Below are 17,182 nucleotides of genomic sequence, written 5' to 3' on the forward strand. Positions count from 1 at the left end.
GGCGGGCTTGCGAAAAGGCTCACCAGTCGATGGGGGTACCGTCTTCACGTTCCGCGACCGGCAGGTAGGAGCGTTCATAGGGGAAGGCGCGTGCGGCGACCTCGTCGAAGTCCACGCCCAACCCCGGTGCGTCACCCGGGTGGAGGTATCCCTTGTCGAATGAGTAATCGGCCTGGAAGACGGAGAGCGCTTCACGGGGGTAGCCCATGTACTCCTGGATCCCGAGGTTCGGCGTCGCGATATCGAGATGCAACGAGGCCGCCATCGTGATCGGCGAGACATCGGAAGGGCCGTGAGGGGCGACCTTGACCTGGTAGAGCGACGCGAAGTCGTTGATCCGGCGCGAGGGCGAGATTCCACCGGCGTGCATGACGCTGGTGCGGACGAAGTCGATGTACTGCCCGGAGATGAAGCCCATGCAGTCCCAGATGGTGTTGAACACCTCTCCGATGGCCAGCGGGGTCGTGGTGTGCTGTCGCACCAACCGGAGTGCTTCCTGGTTCTCGCCCGGCGTGACGTCTTCGAGCCAGAACAGCCTGACCGGCTCCAGATCCTTGCCGAGCCGGGCCGCTTCGATCGGTGTGAGTCGATGGTGGGCGTCGTGGAGCAGTCGTATCGAGTCCCCCACGTGCGAGCGCACCGCTTCGAGAACGCCGGGGATGTGGCGAAGGTAGGCATCGGTGTCCCACACCTCGATCGTGGGGAGGCCGTTCGTCGGCTCGCCCGGTTCAGGAGATGCGACCGCGTACACGCTTTGTCTTCCCGGAATCCCGGACTGGGCGCGCACGGCGAGGTATCCCGCCTCGAGCTTCTCGTCGATGGCGTCGAGAAGCTGCGGCACCTCCCAGCCGGATGCGTGGGCGTAGGTCAGCACTCCCTCCCGCACCGCGCCGCCGAGCAGTTGGTACACGGGCACTCCGAGCTCTTTGCCCTTGATATCCCAGAGCGCCAGATCGACGGCTCCGATGGCGGCCATCGTGATGGGTCCGCGCCGCCAGTACCCGCCCTTGTACAGCCACTGCCAGGTCTGCTCGATCCGTTGGGCGTCGCGACCGACGAGAAGAGGGCAGACATGGTCACGCAGGTAGGCGGCGACAGCCAGCTCGCGCCCGTTCACGGTGGCGTCTCCCCAGCCGACGACGCCGTCGCTCGTGACGATCTTCACGGTGACGTAGTTCCGACCGGGGGAGCACACGATGACCTCGGCGCTCGCGATGATCGAAGGCACTAGACCCCCCTCTCCTCGATGCGCACGCGGACGGTGTCGGTTCTCTCGGCCAGATCTGAGATCGAGACTCGGTCGTACCCGAAGATCGCGGATCGCACGAGGTCATGCAGGGGGATCGTCCATCGTTCATCGATTCCCCCTGGCCCTGCGAGCACACCGGCGACGGCTCCGACGGTCGCGGCGTTGGAGTCGGTGTCGAACGCGCCGCGAACGGCCAGTTCGATCGACTGGCTGAAGTCGCCATCGCCCCAGAGGAGTGCAGCGGTGATCACGCCCGCATTGTTGATGCTGTGCACCCAGTTCTTCTCGCTGTGCCTCGCATGCAATGCGACGAGGGCTTTGTCCCAGCTCTCGCCGCGCGCGAAGGTGGCAAGCACCGTGCGCACCTCGTTCGCGAGCCTGCTGTGCGGGGGGATATGACGCAACGACTCGGAGATGAGTTCGGAGACATCGTCGATCGCGAAAGCCGCGGCGACCAGCGAGGCCGCCCACATCTCCGCATAGATGCCGTTTCCTCGGTGAGAGACGACGGCGTCTTTCCATGCCAGCCCGGCCGCCCTTCGCGGATCCCCGGGGCACACCATGCCGAAGACGTCCGCGCGGATGAGGGCACCGATCCACTCCCGGTAGGGATTCTCGGTGCCGCCCGCAAGCGTCGGCGGCACCCCACGAACGATGTTCCTGTAGGCCGCGCGCTCTGCCGTGAACGTCTGTCGATACGGGAGCCGCTCGAGCCATGCCGCAGCGATGTCGGCGGGAGCGAACTCTGCTCCATGCTGCTCGAGGATGTGCAGATTGAGGATCGTGTAGTCGATGTCGTCGTCTCGGCTCGACCCGTTCACTCGTCCGCGCGTGCTCTCCGTCCAGTTGGGCAGAAAGCCCCATTCGAGAGCATCTGAACTCGAGACGGGGATGTAGTCGACGAGAGGCACGGCATCGACAGACGTCAGGTAGGCGTTGATCTTCTCGTAGCTCCAGTGGGTGCCGTCTTCGATGGGCTTCCCGAGCATGTTGCCGACGATGCGACCGGTCCAGGCCGCGTGAATTCCCGCGCTGGCGGCATCCCCGGCAATCGGTGTCGCGTGCGATGCGGGCAGCAGTGCAAGGATCGCGTCGAGTTCAGAGGGTTCGCTTGCGGAATAGGTCTCGTTCCCGAGCGTCTCGAGTTCTGCGGTGAGGGCGAGGAAGTCGGCGTCGGATGCTCCGCTCCGCTCGAGGAACCGGAACCGCTCTCCGTGAACTGTCACATCGTGACCACTGTCGGATGCGTGCCGCAGCTCGTGGCGAGCAAGGTCACGTGGGATGGCATCATCGCCGTTGACCGTCGAGGGCAACGCCTGCGGCTGGGCGTCGGAAGTCAGCATCTGTGATGGCTCCAAGTCTGTGAACACTAGGAGAGAGCGCTCTCTCAGTGATCTGACCATAGCTGTCGCCCGCCGGTCACGTCAACTCGGAGGCGAGTCGATCCTGGGTGCGACACCTGCCGCCACGCACCCCTGGTGGGAGCTTGTTCTGTATATATAGAATAAGCCTCATGACGAAGCTGACGCGGGTCACGGCACCCACCCTCGACGTGGTGCAGGTTCTGCTCGGTTCCGCGGATCCGGTCTGGGGCCTCGCGCTGGCCAAGGCCGTGGAGCGCGCACCGGGCACGGTGTACCCGATCCTCTCCCGGCTCGAGGAGCTCGGCTGGATCGTCGGCGACTGGGAGGGCGAGTCCGACCACTCGGGACCGCGCCGCCGGTACTACCGCCTCACGGATGAGGGGCGTGCAGAGGCCGCCGCGCTCGTCGCCGCGCGCGCTCGCCGCGTTGCGGCCGCGCCGACACCGCGACTCGCGTTCGGGATCTCGGGATGAACGGTTCCGAGGCGCTCATCCGCATCGCCGCGGCCCTTCTTCCGCGTTCGCGGCGGGAGGTGCGCCGAGAGGAATGGCTCGCCGATCTCGCCGGCGCGGAAGAGCTCGGCATCCCTCGCGTGCAGGTGGCACTCGGCGCGCTGCAGGCCGCTCTGTCCGAGGGGGTGAGCGCTCGGCGCGGGACTTTCACGCGCCGACGGGTCTTCGCGATCACCGCGATCGTCGTCGGTGCGGTCGTGGTGGGCGCTCCCGCCGCAGCCATCGCAGTGATGCTCGTCTCCGATGCGCGCGGTGTCGTGACGGTCGAGGCGACGGATGGCGGCGACCGCGAGGTGTTCTGGCGGGACTACCCGGGGATCCCGGAGCTCGAGCCCGAGGACATCCTCTCCGGGCCGACGCTGGAACAGGGCGAGGCGGAGGGACGTGCCCTGCTGGAGGAGATCGAGACGGCGCTGACGGCCGAGTTCGGTCTGGCGTGGGCCCCGCCGTCCACCGGCAACGGAGACCAGGTCGCCTTCCCCGCGGAGAACTTCTACGGCGGGCCGTCGATGCTCAGCACTCTCAACGTGCAGGGGCGCCAGTCCACCAGCGTGCCCGCGACCTGGACGGAGAAGGAGCGGGCGCTGGAGATCATCGCCAGTATCGCGGCGCGGCACGGCTTCACGGAGCTGACGCTCGATCACGACTCCGAGTACATGACGGCCGCCGAGGTGAAGCAGGCCTTCGGCGGTGTGACCCCTGAGGAGTCGGTGGTCGTCTCGGGGACCATCGAAGGCCCCACGGGGCAGTGGCTCATGTTCGGCATGCAGGACCTCTCCCTCGATCGCGACGGACGCTTCACCGAGGATGCCGAAGCCTCAGCGGAGTACGGCTCGCTCCCGAACTCGATCTCGGTCATGTACGGCGCGAACGGACTGCTGCCGGCCGCCGACCGTGCGGAGTTCGAACGTCGGCTGGCGCCCTACGTCGGCCTCGCGCGTCCGGAGCCGCTCGAGAGCTGAACGCGCACGCCGACCGCGGTGAGGGGTCACAACACGCCGCGCCGCTCCGGCTGCTCGCGGCGTGTTGTGACCCCTCACGCGAATGTCGTGAGCCCACACGTGAGAGTGAGGACGCGGGCGTGAGGTTGGACGAGCGCGGGGCACGAAGGCGAGTGGTCAGCGCCGCACCGGGTCGGCATCGCCGACGAGGAAACGCTCGAGCTCGCGCAGCGTGGGCGCGGCCTCCCAGTCGCCCGGCACCAGGCAGGCCATTGCGCCGCAGGCGTTCGCGCGCCTCAACACGGCATCCAGATCGGCCCCGTCGAGCAGGGCGCTGAGGTACCCCGCGACGAACGCGTCACCGGCGCCGACCGTGTCGACCACGTCGATCACGAACCCGGGCGAGGCGACAACCCGATCGCCGAGGTGCACGGCTGCGCCCTTCGGCCCGAGCTTGACGACGACGGCAGCACACCCGGCCGCGTGCAGCAGCGCGGGAGACTCGTCGGCCGACGCATCCGGGTACAGGATGCCGAACTCCTCAGCCCCGCCGAACACGATGTCCGCACGCTCGGCGATCTCGCGGAGCACGGGGCCCGCGACCGCCGCCGAACCCAGCGCCGACCGGTAGTTGATGTCGAAGCTCACGGTCGCACCCGACGCCTTCGCACGGTCGACGGCCGCGTGCACCGCGCCCCGTGCCGACTCCGACAGCAGCGGTGTGATGCCGGTGATGTGCAACAGCGCGGCGCCTTCGACCCAGCCGTCGGGCAGATCGGATGCGCTGAGCCGTGAGCCCGCCGACCCCGCGCGGTAGTAGTGGACGGCGGTCGATGAGACCGACGGCTTCTCTTTGACCATGAGTCCGGTGGGGGCATCCGCGTCGATCACAGCGCGCACGTCCACGCCTTCGCCACGGAGCTCCCGCGCCACTCGCTCGCCGAGAGAGTCGTCGCCCACACGGCCCAGCCACGACACCGCGGCGCCGAGTCGCGCCAGTCCGATCGCGACGTTGCTCTCCGCGCCGCCGATGCCGAGCCGCAGCTCGGACGCGTGCCGCAGCGATCCGACCTCCGTGGTGCGCGCGAGCGCCATGGTCTCGCCGAGCGTGACCACCGAGGGTCGGGTCATCGTGCGCAGACCGAGACGAAGGCCTCTGCCCGGTCGCGCAGTGCGCCGAGATCGCCACCGTTGAAGGCATCGCCGAGCAGCGGGCCCCCGACGCTGACCGCGACCGCACCCGCGGCCAGCCAGGCTTCGGCTCCCGCCAGATCGACGCCCCCCGAAGGCACAGCGACGATGTCGGGGAACGGGCCGCGCAGGTCCTTCAGATATCCGGGACCCACCTGACCGGCGGGGAACACCTTCACGGCCGACGCACCTGCCGACCACGACGCGAACAGCTCCGTCGGGGTGAGGCCACCCGGAACGATCGGCACGTCGGCATCCGTCGCCTGCTGCACGAACGCGGTCGAGGTGATCGGGGTGACGATGTACGTCGCTCCCGCATTGATCGCGCGGGTGAGGTCGTCGGCGCTCGTCACCGTGCCGATGCCGAGGTCCACCACGTCACCGAAGCGCTCGCGCAACCGGGGGAAGTGCGCGAACGTGCCCCGTGTGGTGAGCGTCAGCTCGACGCTGCGGATGCCGGCATCCACCAGCACATCGAGCACGGCGTCGTAGTCCTCGGCGCGCTGGGCGCGGGCGACGACGATGAGCCGCGACTCGACCGTCCGCTCCGGCAGCGCGACGCGAGTGCCGGCAGCGGGCCGGGTCTCACCAGTCATGAACGGTCCCGTCGAGCAGGCGGTTCACCGGCAGGTACGCCTTCGTGTAGTCGTATCCGGCCGCCGCTTCCTCATCGAGCTCGACACCGAGACCGGGCTGTTCACCGGGGTGCAGGAAGCCCTTGTCGAACGTGAACGACGTCTGGAACACCTCGAGCGTCTTCTCGTTGTGCGGCATGTACTCCTGGATGCCGAAGTTGTGGATCGCGAGGTCCAGGTGCAGGGCGGCGGCCATGCCGACGGGCGAGATGTCGGTCGGGCCGTGGATGCCGGACTTGATGCCGTAGATCGCGGCGAAGTCGAGCAGCTTCTTCATCGCGGTGATGCCACCGGTGTGGGTGACGGCCGAGCGCACGTAGTCGATCAGGCGCTCGGTGATCAGCGTCTGGTAGTCGTACACCGAGTTGAAGACCTCGCCGATCGCCAGCGGCGTGGTGGAGTGCTGGCGTACGAGGCGCAGGGCCGACTGGTCCTCGCCGGGGGTGCAGTCCTCGAGCCAGAACAGGTCGTAGGGCTCGATCTCCTTCGCGAAGCGGGCGGCCTCGATCGGGGTCATCCGGTGGTGGCCGTCATGCAGGATGCGCAGGTCGGTGCCGAAGTCCTCGCGGATCTTCGCGAAGATCCCCGGCATGTGGTTGAGGTAGTTGCGGGTGTCCCACCGCTCCTCGCTGGGGCGGCCGTTCTCGACGCGCTTGGCGGGCTCGTAGTCGTAGCGCACGCCGGGGCCGGTGGCCGAGACGCCGTAGATCTGGCCGAGGCCGGGCACGCCGGTCTGCACGCGCACGGCGGTGTAGCCGAGCTCCTCGTAGCCGGTGATCGCGTTCTTGAGAGCCGCGTAGTCGGTGCCGGAGGCGTGGGCGTAGACCCGCACGCCCTCACGGCTGGCGCCGCCGAGCAGCTGGTACAGCGGCATCCCGGCCTTCTTGGCCTTGATGTCCCACAGCGCCATGTCGACAGCGGCGATCGCGGCCATCGTGACGGGTCCGCGACGCCAGTACGGTCCGCGGTAGAGGTACTGCCAGGTGTCTTCGATCCGGTCCTCGTCGCGGCCGATGAGCATCGAGGCGACGTGATCGGCGAGGTAGGAGGCGACCGCGAGCTCGCGGCCGTTCAGGGTGGCGTCACCGAGACCCGTGATGCCGTCGGAGGTCGTGATCTTCAGCGTCACGAAGTTGCGGCCGGGGCTGGTGATGTTGACGTCGACGAGCTCGATGGTCATGGCAGAGGTTCCTCAGAGTGGGGGGGGTGGGGTGCGGCCGTTCGGGTCGGCCGCACCCCGAGTGGGTGTCGGTGCGGTCAGATCGCGTCGCGCGGATCGGTGAGATCGCGACCGGCGACCTCCGGCATCCAGATCGAGGCGATCAGTGCGCTCAGGGTGAAGATGAAGAGCATGATGATGATCGGGATGAACGAGCCGGTGACGGCCGAGACCCACGCGGCGGCGATGACGGGCCCCGCACCGGTCGCGATGATCGCGGCGATCTCGCGGGCCATGGCCGTGAAGGTGTAGCGGTTGCGGGCTCCGAACAGCTCGGGCAGCGTGAGGTTCTCGAGCGATGCGAAGCTCATCACCGCGAGGTTGTGCAGCACGACGTAGCCGATGAAGACCTGCAGCGTGACGCCGCTGCTGATCATGAGCATCGTCGGGATGATGATGATGAGCGCGATGACCGCCCAGATCATGTACATGCGCTTGCGGCCGAACTTGTCGCCGAGCCAGCCGGACAGCGGCACGGTGATGAAGGCGACGAGCGACGAGACGATGACGGCGTTGACGCCGATCGAGCGGTCGAGCAGCAGCACGACGGTGATGTAGCTGATCAGGTACGTCTGGATCATGCCGGAGTTTCCGGCCTGGCCGAAGCGCAGCAGCAGGGCGATCGAGAAAGCCTTCCAGGGCTTGCGCTCCATCGCCTCGAGGGTGCGCACATCGCCGGTCTCGGTGGCGAGCTGGATCGTCTCCTCGCGGGAGAGCGCCTTGCCGTCGACGACGTCGTCGCGCTCCTCGAAGACCGGGGTCTCCTTGAGGTTGAAGCGCACCCAGATCGCGAAGAGCATGATGACCGCGCTGCCGATGAAGGGGATGCGCCATGCCCAGTCGATGACTTCCTGCTCGCTGTAGGCGACGAGGAGGATCGCCCAGATGCCGGAGGCGAGCAGGGTTCCGCAGTTCGTGCCGAGTGCGACGAGCGAGGCGATGATGCCGCGGCGCTTCGCCGGTGCGTACTCGGCGAGCATGACGCCGGCGCCCGAGATCTCCGCGCCCGCGCCGAAGCCCTGCGCGATGCGGAGGAGGACGAGCAGGATCGGCGCGAGGACACCCACCTGGTTGTACGTCGGCAGGAAGCCGATGAGGGTGGTCGCGAGACCCATCAGGAGGATCGTGTAGAACAGCACCTTCGTGCGGCCGGTCTTGTCACCGAGGCGCGCGAAGAAGAACGCGCCGACCGGGCGGGCGACGTAGCCGACGCCGTAGGTCGCCATCGCCGCGACGACCGCCACGGCGGGGTTCTCGGAAGAGAAGAACAGATCGGCGAAGACGAGCGCGGCGGCCAGCGAGTAGAGCTGGTAGTCCATGAACTCGAGGGCGGTGCCGAGCCACCCGGAGATGGCGGCGCGGACGAGGTCCTTGACCGACCTCTTCGCGGCGGGGTCGTCGACGGCCTGTGCCGTCGTCTGCGGTTCTGACATGGAGGTACTCCTTTGGACCAGGAACGGGTGGGGGTATCGCTAGAGGGAGAGCAGGACCTTGGCTGAGGCGGACGAGTCGCGGGCGAGCTCGAACGCGCGCACGGCGTCGGATGCGGGGATGACGTGGGAGATGACAGGGTCGAGAGCGTCGGACTCGGCGAGCATCGCCACCGCGTCGTCGATCTCGGTCGAGAAGCGGAACGCACCGCGGATGGTCAGCTCCTTCGCGAGCAAGGGCGCGAGGTTGACTCCGATGTCGGCGTTGGGGAGCATGCCGACCTGCACGATGGTGCCTGCGCGACGTGCAGCGCGGACAGCGGAGGTGAGCGCCACTCCGACGCCGGAGCACTCGAGCACCACGTCGTACGATTCGTTCTCGATCGTGTCGCGGCCGACGAGTGAGACCTCGGTCGCGCCGAGGGCCTGTGCGCGGTCGAGCGGCTCGGTGCGCACGTCGCTGGCGCCGACGACGCCCGCTCCGGCGTGCACGGCGGCCGCGACCACGAGCAGACCGATGGGACCGGCGCCGATGACCAGCACCCGCTTGCCGCTGATGTCGCCCGCGAGGCTCACGGCGTGGATCGCGACGGCGAGCGGCTCGGCGAGTGCGGCGCGCTCGAGCGGGAGCGACGCCGGGAGCACGCGGATCATCTGCTCCTCGACCAACAGGTACTCGGATGCCCCGCCCTGGCGGTGCGGGGTCGCCGCCGCGCTGCCGAAGTAGTCGCCGCCGGGGCGCAGGTGCGGGCGGTCCTCGAGGCCGGGGATGCTGGGGCCGTAGCGCGCGGGGTGCACGGTCACCGGGGTGCCGGGAGCGAGGCGGCCGGACGGATCGAGGTCGACGACGCCCGACAGCTCGTGCCCGGGGGTGAGGGGTTCACGGATCGTGTACTCCCCGTTCGCGCCGTGGAAGTAGTAGTGCAGGTCGGATCCGCAGATGCCGACGTAGTTCACCCGCAGGCGCACCTCGCCGTCGCCGGGCGTCGGGACCTCGCGGTCCTCCCAGCGGATGTCTTCCTTGCCGTGGATGGCGAGAGCCTTCATGGCTGCATCTCCTTCTTGATGGTCTGGGATGCCGAGAGGGCATCCGCGATCGCGGCGTCGACGCTACGATGGCGGATCGTGTCGATGAGCTCGCCCACGCGAGTGATGAACGAGTCCTGCCCTGCGAGTTCATCACCGAACAGCTGCTGTTCGGCGATCACGCGCTCGGCGAGCTCGTGGCCGTCGCGTGCGGTGGCGGCGACGGCCTGCAGGCGGTCACGGGCGGCATCCGTCATCGCGGCCGCGTGGACTCCGGGGTCGAAGCCGGGGAGCGGGGCGATGCACGACAGGTATCCGGCCACCGTCAGGGCGATCAGATGCGGCATCTCGCCGTTGCGGAGTGCGAGCATCGCCGGCTCCGGGATGCGCTGGCGCAGCTTGACGGAGCCGTCGGTGCCGACCTGGCTCGTGCGGTGCCCGAGCGCGCTGTTGCCCCAGCGCGCGAAGAGCTCGCTCTCGTACGCGCGGATGTCGACGCCGGAGGGCACTTCGATCGAGGGCTCGTACTCGCCGCGCAGCACCGCGAGTGCGGCATCCGCGATCTCGCTGAGACCGATGGCCTCTGGAATGGTGCCGACGCCGCGGAGCGCGCCGAGGTAGGCGATGAGGGAGTGGGTGCCGTTGAGCAGCCGCACCTTCATCTGCTCGTACCGCCCCACCTCGTTCGTGAACACGGCGCCGCCGGCCTCCCAGGCGGGGCGTCCGCCGGCGAACCGGTCTTCGATGGCCCACATCGTGAACGGCTCTGCGGGCACCGGCACCTCATCGCGGACGCCGAGGAGCGCGCTCACCTGTTCGCGCATCTGCGCCGTGGTGGACGGCACGATGCGGTCGACCATGCTGGAGGGGAAGCTCACCGACTGGTCGAGGAAGGCGAGTGTGTCAGCGCCTTCGCCGTGAGGCAGCGCGTCGAGGAACTCGCGCACCAGCTTCTCGGTGTGCTTGCCGTTGGCAGCGAGGTTGTCGCAGCTGAGCACCGAGACCGGGGCTCCTGCGGCGGCGCGTGCCTGCAGGCCGCGCGCCAGCTGGCCGATGGTGGAGCGTGGTGCCCCGCCGCGCAGGTCTGCCTGCACGACGAGGTCGTCGAGGTCGAGGCGCTGAGTGGCCGCCGAGTAGCTGTAGCCGTTCTCGGTGACGGTGAGCGTCACGATGCGGATGCTCGGATCCGCCAGGTGGGCGACGATGCGCTCGGGCTGCTCCCCGCCGACGAACGCGTCGGTGTGCACTCCTGGGATGGTGAGCGAGGTGCTGTCGGGGGAGATCGTCGCGACCGAGTAGAGGAGATCCTGCGCGTGCATCGCGTCGACGACTGCGCGGGAGCGTGACGCGACGCCGATGATTCCCCAGTCGCCCCCGGTGCTCTGCAGAGCCGCGGCGGTGTAGACCGACTGGTGCGCGCGGTGGAAGCTGCCGAGTCCGAGATGCAGGATGCCGGCGCCGGAGGGGGCGGCGGGAAGCGTTGCCGTGCCGGACGACGCGCGGCCGAGGGTGTGCGCCTGGATGCTCATGGGGTGTTCCCCTCACGGGCTTCGGCGCACCACTGGGGGTGATCGGCGATGATCGTCATGTAAAGCAGTGTGTATGAGTTGTACAAACTTGTCAACCTGTTTTACATCACGGGTGGTGATCGTAGGATTGCGGGACAACCGGAAGGCGACAGTGGCAGCGACATTGACAGACGTGGCGAGGCGCGCAGGCGTGTCCATCGCCACGGCATCCCGCGCCTTCGGCGAACCGGCGCGTCTGGCGGACGGAACGCTCGAGCGCGTGCTGCAGGCCGCCACCGATCTCGGCTACTCCACGCCGCAGTCGGCCGTCGCCACCCGCACGTTCGGCGTCGTGGTGCCGGACGTCGCGAACCCCGTCTACGCGACACTGCTCAAGGCGATCCAGGGCCAGGCGTGGCACGGCCGCCACCGCATCGTGCTGTTCGACGCCGATGAGGACCTGCGGCGCGAGCGCGAGCAGATCGAGCAGGCGCGCAAGCTCGACGGCATGCTGCTGTGCTCGCCGCGACTTCCCGACGCGGACGTGCTCGCGCTCGTCGGCGACACCCCCTACGTCGTGGTCAACCGTCAGATCGACGGTGCGGCCTGTGTGCTGATGGACACCGAGAACGGGCCCAGCCAGGCGATCGAGCACCTCGCTGCGCTGGGTCACACGCACATCGCCTATGCCGCAGGACCGCGCGGTTCCTGGGCCGATGTCCGCCGCGCCGACACCATCGCGCGGGCCTGCGAGCGCCACGGCATCCGGTTGACTCCTCTCAGCCATCACGCGGCATCGATCCAGGGCGGCCGTGCCGCTGCCGCACCCGCTGCGGCGAGCGGCGCCACCGCGGTCGTCGCCTACAACGACCTCGTCGCGCTCGGTCTCGAGGCCGGACTGATCGAGCTCGGCCGACGCTGCCCTGCCGACATCAGCATCGTGGGTATCGACGACATCGACCTCGCCGGTGCGGTGACCCCCGCGCTCACGACGGTGCGGATGCCGATCGAGCGCAGCGGTGCACTGGCGGTCGATCTGCTGCTCCAGGCGATGTCGGGAGTCGTGATCAGCGACATCGTGACCCTCGGTTCGCAGTTGATCGTGCGTGCGTCGACCGCCGCGCCGTCGCCCTGAGGGACCCCGCTCACGCCGTGCCCTTCTGCACGTGAGGGGTCAAGACACGCCGCATCATGCGGCCCGGCTGCGGCGTGTCTTGACCCCTCACGGTTCGATCTAGCGGCGAGACAGTCGCACCTCGCCGAGCAGGCGTGCGCTCGTGCGCGCGAGGGCTCGCCGTGAGAGCAGGCGGGTGCCGAGCGCGAGCAGATGGTTCTTGGTGCCGGAGATGACGCTGGGAGCGCCGTGCGGGCGGTCCAGCTGGCGGAAGGCCGTGTCGATCACCTGCGCCGAGGTCTGCTGCCGGCCCACGGATGCCGCATCGGTGCCGACGACATCGAAGAACTCGGTCTTCGTCGACCCGGGGCTCACGGCGAGCACCCGCAGGCCGGTGCCGCGGGCTTCGGCCCACAGCGCCTCGGTGAAGCTCAGCACGAACGCCTTGGTGGCGCCGTAGACGGCCATGCCGGGGGTCGGTTGATATGCCGCGGTGCTCGCGACCGTGACCAGAGCGCCGTGTCCCTGCAGCAGCTGCGGGAGGAACGCGCGCGTCAGCTCGACCAGCGTGACCACGTTGAGCTGGATCTCGCTGCTCGTGCGGGCGGGGTCGGCCTGATCGAAGGCGACGTGGGAGCCGAAGCCCGCGTTGTTGACCAGCGAGGTGATGCGGATGCCGCGGCGGTCGATCTCGTCGCGGAGTGCGACTGCTGCACCGGCGATGCCCAGGTCCGCGGGCACGACCTCGACGTCGACGTGAGCGCTCGCCCGCAGCTCGGCGGCGAGGGCTTCGAGCCGGTCGGCGCGCCGGGCCACGAGCACCAGGTTCGATCCGCGCGCCGCGAATCGTCGGGCGAACTCCACGCCCAGTCCCGAGCTCGCGCCGGTGATGAGGGCAGTGCCTCCGTGCAGGTCGAGCGTCATGATGGTGCCTTCCTCGATGTTGTCAGTGTCATCATTGTGCACGTGCCGTCGCGTGTTGTCAATGTCTACATCTGCCCTTAGGATGGACGGGTGCCCGAACAGCGCTATCACCACGGCGATCTCCGCCGCACGCTCCTCGAAGCCGCCCGCGCGAGCATCGAGGTCGAGGGTGTCGAAGCGCTGTCACTGCGCCAACTGGCCCGCGACGCAGGCGTCAGTCACGCGGCCCCCAGCCGACACTTCCGCGACAAGCAGGCCCTGCTCGACGCGCTCGCCGAAGATGGGTTCCTCCGCCTGAGCGCGGCGCTCGAAGACGTCGCGGGCGCGGAGGCGACGACCGTGGCGGACGTGCGGCAGCGGTTCGACGAGCTCGCTCGCGGATACGTCGCCTTCGCGCTCGCGCAGCCGACACTGCTGTCGCTGATGTTCGGCCTGAAGCACGCGCCGGATGCGCGCGCCGAGCTCATCGAGGCGGGCCATGCGTCGATGGCGATCACGATGCGCGTGGTCGATGCGGCGCAGCGGCTCGGGGCGATCGGCCCCGGTGACCCGCAGCGCATCGCGCTCACCGCCTTCGCCACGTTCCACGGTGTGGCGACGCTGAGTTCCGGCGGGCTGCTCGACGGCATCGCGGCGGAAGACCTGGTCGATACCGCGAGCGACACCTTCTGGCGAGGACTGCAGCCGACGGCCTGACTCCGTGCGCCGCGCCCCGCGCCCCGCGCGTCCCTGCAACCCCTGAGGGGTCAAGACACGCCGCAGCGCTCGGCCCGGCCGCGGCGTGTCTTGACCCCTCACGACTCGATGGCCCTTCCTTTCCCGGCGCATCCGTACGACTCTGGAGGGGAGAGTTCCATCGATGAGCGGAGTGCACGATGTCGAATCCCGACGCCCTGATCAACAGTTTCGAGGACTTCTCCGGCCTTCCGGAGGTGCCGGAGGAGCCGGAGGTTCCGGAAGAGGTCGAAGAGGAGATCGCGGCGGCCCGCGAAGACGAGTGAGCGCAGCGGATCAGGAGTTTTTTCCTGTTCAGCGGTAATTTGACTTCCCTGGGGAAGTGGCTATGGTCGGGAGTGTCAGCCGCCAGCCACCAAGGGGAAGCGAGTTTCACATGTCCAAGAAGTCACCGCAGGCACGCGACGGCAAGAAGGTTCCGCAGCTCTCGCTGAAGGAGAAGCGCCTCGCGAAGCGGTCGAAGCAGGAGCCTGAGGCATTCATCAAGCCGCGCAAGGGCGCGAACGCCTGATCCGCACCTCTCGCGGGGTCAGCGCTTTTCGAGCCCTGGCTGCTCGACGCGTCTGATCCCGCGACGAGGGTGCCGCGCCACGGACACGCCGGTGTATCGCTTCTGGACACGCCTTTTTCGAACCGCCAGGATGAAAAAGGAGAGTCGCGACAGGCGGCGGAGCTGAGGGGCGGACAGCATGGCGGACTTCTGGCAGACGCGGGACGGCTTCTGGCATCGGGGCGGATGGTGGCGAGCACTGCTCGTCACGGCCGGGTATCTGGTCATCTATCTCGGGGTCAGTCAGCTGGTCGGATTGACGCTCGGGCACCTGATCGTCGACGGTGGGCCTTTCGCCAGCGCCACCAACGTCGCAGTCGAGTTGCTTCTTCCGATCGGGGTCGGCGCCGTCGTCATCCTGGCCTTCCTCGCCGCCATCGGTTGGATCAAGCCCGTCTTCGGGCGCCAGCCGATCACCGGAAGGCCATGGATGTGGATCGCCGTGGCGGTCGTCGCGTATCCGATCATCTTCCGCTTCATCGGGATCGACTACGGATCGTTCCCCGCGGGGGTCGTCGTGGTGGCGCTCATCACCGGCCTCTTCATCGGCATCGCCGAGGAACTGGTGACCCGCGGGGCGGGTGTGGCGCTGCTGCGCAAGGCCGGCTACAAGGAACTGGTCGTCGCCGTGCTCTCCTCGACGCTGTTCGCGATGATGCACCTCGTCAACGCGATCGGCACCGGCTTCGACCTCACGATCGCCATCCTGCTGATCTACACGTTCTTCTTCGGCATCTGCATGTACCTCGTGATGCGCGTCACGGGCAGCATCGTCTGGGCGATCGTGATGCACGGGCTCACCGATCCGACCCTCTTCCTCTCGACGGGCGGGATCGACAAGGCCGTCGAGGGTGCGGCGCAGAACATCTGGCTCACGATCGCCAGCACCGGCAACTACAGCGTGATCCTGTTCGGCATCGTGGCGCTGTTCCTGATCCGTGGGCGGGTGCTGCCGGCGGCCGAGAAGGTGCCGACGCTTCCCGCGTGATGCGAGTCAGACGTGCGCGGTGCTGCCCTGCAGCGCGTGCACGACCGGGGCGAGCTCGGGCTGCGTGATCGCTTCGCCGAGAGTGCGTTCCAGAGCCTCGTCGTGGATCGGATGCGCCTTCTCGTAGAGCTCACGTCCGGCCGGCGTCAGCTCTGTGTAGATGCCGCGGCGGTCGTCGAGGCACAGGATGCGCGTCAGCAGGCCACGGTCCTCGAGGCGGGTGACCAGGCGCGTGGTGGCGCTCGGGCTCAGCGCCGTGGCGCGGGCGAGCTGCTGCATGCGCATGTGCCAGCCGTCCTGGCGGCTCAGGGCATCGAGCACCGTGTACTCGACGACGGAGAGGTCGGCTGAGGAGCCGAGAGCCCGTTCGAGCTCGGCCTCGATGATGCCGTGGAGCGCGGCGAGCGTGCGCCAACCGCGCGCACGGATCTCGACGGCGTCGTCAGAGATGCCCATGAGTGACCTCCAGAGATAGTTGCTTGCGCAAACTACTTGCGCGTGCAATCATTGTGTCTCGGACGCAAAATCCCGCGTCTGCAACTACTTTAGCAGAGGATCTCGGAGCGCACCCATGCCATTCGGACTCATCGCACTCGCCATCGGCGCCTTCGGAATCGGACTCACCGAGTTCGTCATCATGGGGCTGCTGCCCGAGGTGGCGGCCGACTTCAGCGTCACCGAAGCCAGCGCAGGGTGGTTGATCTCCGGCTACGCGCTCAGCGTGGTGGTCGGTGCCCTGCTGCTGACCGCCGCAACGACGCGACTCCCGCGCAAGCCGGTGCTCCTCGGACTGCTGGTGCTGTTCATCGCCGGCAACGTGCTCACCGCTCTCTCGCCCGACTACGGAGTCGCGATGGCAGGACGCATCGTCGCCGCCCTCTCGCACGGCGCCTTCTTCGGCATCGGATCCGTCGTGGCTGCTGATCTGGTGGCACCCGAGAAGAAGGCCAGGGCGATCGCCATCATGTTCACCGGGCTGACCGCCGCCAACGTCTTCGGCGTGCCGTTCGGCACCTTCCTCGGGCAGCAGTTCGGCTGGAGGTCGACGTTCTGGGTGATCTCCGTCATCGGTGTCGTGGCGCTCGTCGGCATCGGCGCGCTCGTGCGTGCTCCTCGAGGCGTCGGCGCCGGCGTGAGCCTGCGCCAGGAGCTCTCGGCGTTCCGTTCCGGCCAGGTCTGGCTCTCGCTGCTGGTGACGATCCTCGCCTACGGAGGCATGTTCGGCGCGTTCACCTACATCGCCTACACGCTCACGAGCGTGACGGGCTTCGCCTCCGCGGCCGTGCCGTGGCTGCTCGTGCTCTTCGGTCTCGGGCTGGTGGCGGGGAACGCGATCGGCGGACGCCTCGCGGACCGTTCGGTCGACCGCACACTGCTCTGGTTCATCGCCGCGCTCGCCGCGGTGCTCGTGGCTTTCGGACTCCTCGCAGGGTCGCAGCCCGCGACCATGGTCATCCTCGTGCTCATGGGCGGCTTCGGCTTCGGCACGGTCCCCGCGCTGCAGAGCCGCATCATGCACTATGCCGGAGGAGCGCCGACCCTCGCCTCGGGCGCGAACATCGGCGCATTCAACGTCGGCAACGCGCTCGGCGCCTGGGCCGGAGGCGTCGGGATCTCGGCGGGCCTCGGCTACACCTCGCCCATCTGGATCGGCGCCGCGCTCACGACATCCGCTCTCGGCGTGATGCTCGTCGCCGTCCACCTCGCCGCGCGCACCCGTCCTCGCGCCGACACGGCGACGTTCGCCACCGTCACGGCGTGAACTACCACCCCGCTTCCCCGCAAGAGAGAGAACG

At 68.4% G+C, this 17,182-nt stretch carries 18 protein-coding genes; 8 read left to right on the plus strand and 10 right to left on the minus strand.

Annotated features, from left to right (window positions below):
• Positions 1-19: 19 nt before the first annotated feature.
• Both manD (MRBLWO12_RS15980) and MRBLWO12_RS15985 read right to left on the minus strand, forming a co-directional pair.
• Positions 20-1,228: a D-mannonate dehydratase ManD gene (manD, locus tag MRBLWO12_RS15980; RefSeq protein ID WP_363557212.1), complete on the minus strand. Its 1,209-nt coding sequence runs from the start codon at positions 1,226-1,228 to the stop codon at positions 20-22.
• The gene (locus tag MRBLWO12_RS15985) at positions 1,228-2,592 is read right to left on the minus strand and encodes an ADP-ribosylglycohydrolase family protein (RefSeq protein ID WP_363557214.1); all 1,365 of its coding nucleotides are present in this window, start codon (positions 2,590-2,592) and stop codon (positions 1,228-1,230) included. The genes manD (MRBLWO12_RS15980) and MRBLWO12_RS15985 overlap by 1 nt, the downstream gene beginning before the upstream one ends.
• Positions 2,593-2,762: 170 nt before the next feature.
• On the opposite strand from MRBLWO12_RS15985, the gene MRBLWO12_RS15990 reads away from it, so the two are divergent.
• Positions 2,763-3,086, plus strand: a complete 324-nt coding sequence (locus MRBLWO12_RS15990) for a PadR family transcriptional regulator (protein ID WP_363557216.1) — start codon at positions 2,763-2,765, stop codon at positions 3,084-3,086.
• Positions 3,083-4,087: a hypothetical protein gene (locus tag MRBLWO12_RS15995; RefSeq protein ID WP_363557218.1), complete on the plus strand. Its 1,005-nt coding sequence runs from the start codon at positions 3,083-3,085 to the stop codon at positions 4,085-4,087. Before MRBLWO12_RS15990 ends, MRBLWO12_RS15995 begins: the two co-directional genes overlap by 4 nt.
• Positions 4,088-4,243: 156 nt before the next feature.
• Here MRBLWO12_RS15995 and MRBLWO12_RS16000 read toward each other — a convergent pair whose 3' ends face one another.
• The 6 genes from MRBLWO12_RS16000 to MRBLWO12_RS16025 form a co-directional block, all read right to left on the minus strand.
• Entirely contained in the window at positions 4,244-5,197 is a 954-nt protein-coding gene (locus MRBLWO12_RS16000; RefSeq protein ID WP_363557220.1) for a sugar kinase, read from the minus strand.
• A complete protein-coding gene (locus tag MRBLWO12_RS16005) occupies positions 5,194-5,853 on the minus strand; it encodes a bifunctional 4-hydroxy-2-oxoglutarate aldolase/2-dehydro-3-deoxy-phosphogluconate aldolase (protein WP_363557222.1) in 660 nt (219 codons plus the stop codon). Before MRBLWO12_RS16005 ends, MRBLWO12_RS16000 begins: the two co-directional genes overlap by 4 nt.
• Positions 5,843-7,072 (minus strand): D-mannonate dehydratase ManD, encoded by a 1,230-nt coding sequence (gene manD, locus MRBLWO12_RS16010; protein WP_363557224.1) that lies wholly within the window; start codon positions 7,070-7,072, stop codon positions 5,843-5,845. The genes MRBLWO12_RS16005 and manD (MRBLWO12_RS16010) overlap by 11 nt, the downstream gene beginning before the upstream one ends.
• Before the next feature lie 77 nt (positions 7,073-7,149).
• Positions 7,150-8,544, minus strand: a complete 1,395-nt coding sequence (locus MRBLWO12_RS16015; RefSeq protein WP_363557226.1) for an MFS transporter — start codon at positions 8,542-8,544, stop codon at positions 7,150-7,152.
• Between the two features lie 39 nt (positions 8,545-8,583).
• Positions 8,584-9,588, minus strand: coding sequence for an L-idonate 5-dehydrogenase (locus tag MRBLWO12_RS16020; protein WP_363557228.1), 1,005 nt, complete (start codon positions 9,586-9,588; stop codon positions 8,584-8,586).
• Positions 9,585-11,096 carry a mannitol dehydrogenase family protein gene (locus tag MRBLWO12_RS16025; protein ID WP_363557230.1) on the minus strand — a complete coding sequence of 504 codons (1,512 nt, stop codon included), beginning with the start codon at positions 11,094-11,096 and terminating at the stop codon, positions 9,585-9,587. The genes MRBLWO12_RS16020 and MRBLWO12_RS16025 overlap by 4 nt, the downstream gene beginning before the upstream one ends.
• Positions 11,097-11,268: 172 nt before the next feature.
• On the opposite strand from MRBLWO12_RS16025, the gene MRBLWO12_RS16030 reads away from it, so the two are divergent.
• Positions 11,269-12,210: a LacI family DNA-binding transcriptional regulator gene (locus tag MRBLWO12_RS16030; RefSeq protein ID WP_363557232.1), complete on the plus strand. Its 942-nt coding sequence runs from the start codon at positions 11,269-11,271 to the stop codon at positions 12,208-12,210.
• A gap of 99 nt (positions 12,211-12,309) precedes the next feature.
• Here MRBLWO12_RS16030 and MRBLWO12_RS16035 read toward each other — a convergent pair whose 3' ends face one another.
• Positions 12,310-13,113: an SDR family NAD(P)-dependent oxidoreductase gene (locus MRBLWO12_RS16035; protein ID WP_363557234.1), complete on the minus strand. Its 804-nt coding sequence runs from the start codon at positions 13,111-13,113 to the stop codon at positions 12,310-12,312.
• Positions 13,114-13,203: 90 nt separating this feature from the next.
• Here MRBLWO12_RS16035 and MRBLWO12_RS16040 point away from each other — a divergent pair, with 90 nt between their 5' ends.
• The 4 genes from MRBLWO12_RS16040 (at position 13,204) to MRBLWO12_RS16055 (ending at position 15,386) form a co-directional block, all read left to right on the plus strand.
• Positions 13,204-13,809, plus strand: coding sequence for a TetR/AcrR family transcriptional regulator (locus MRBLWO12_RS16040; RefSeq protein ID WP_363557236.1), 606 nt, complete (start codon positions 13,204-13,206; stop codon positions 13,807-13,809).
• A gap of 179 nt (positions 13,810-13,988) precedes the next feature.
• Positions 13,989-14,114: a hypothetical protein gene (locus tag MRBLWO12_RS16045; RefSeq protein WP_281731703.1), complete on the plus strand. Its 126-nt coding sequence runs from the start codon at positions 13,989-13,991 to the stop codon at positions 14,112-14,114.
• Positions 14,115-14,224: 110 nt separating this feature from the next.
• Positions 14,225-14,359, plus strand: coding sequence for a hypothetical protein (locus MRBLWO12_RS16050; protein WP_363557238.1), 135 nt, complete (start codon positions 14,225-14,227; stop codon positions 14,357-14,359).
• Positions 14,360-14,537: 178 nt separating this feature from the next.
• Entirely contained in the window at positions 14,538-15,386 is an 849-nt protein-coding gene (locus MRBLWO12_RS16055) for a CPBP family intramembrane glutamic endopeptidase (protein ID WP_363557240.1), read from the plus strand.
• 6 nt (positions 15,387-15,392) lie between these two features.
• Here MRBLWO12_RS16055 and MRBLWO12_RS16060 read toward each other — a convergent pair whose 3' ends face one another.
• Complete coding sequence (locus MRBLWO12_RS16060; protein WP_363557242.1) at positions 15,393-15,842, minus strand: MarR family winged helix-turn-helix transcriptional regulator; 450 nt, start codon at positions 15,840-15,842, stop codon at positions 15,393-15,395.
• Positions 15,843-15,957: 115 nt separating this feature from the next.
• Between MRBLWO12_RS16060 and MRBLWO12_RS16065 the strand changes: the two genes are divergently transcribed.
• The gene (locus tag MRBLWO12_RS16065; protein ID WP_363557244.1) at positions 15,958-17,148 is read left to right on the plus strand and encodes an MFS transporter; all 1,191 of its coding nucleotides are present in this window, start codon (positions 15,958-15,960) and stop codon (positions 17,146-17,148) included.
• The last annotated feature ends 34 nt before the right edge of the window (positions 17,149-17,182 follow it).

Origin of the sequence: Microbacterium sp. LWO12-1.2 (assembly GCF_040675875.1) — a bacterium.
GTDB lineage: Bacteria > Actinomycetota > Actinomycetes > Actinomycetales > Microbacteriaceae > Microbacterium.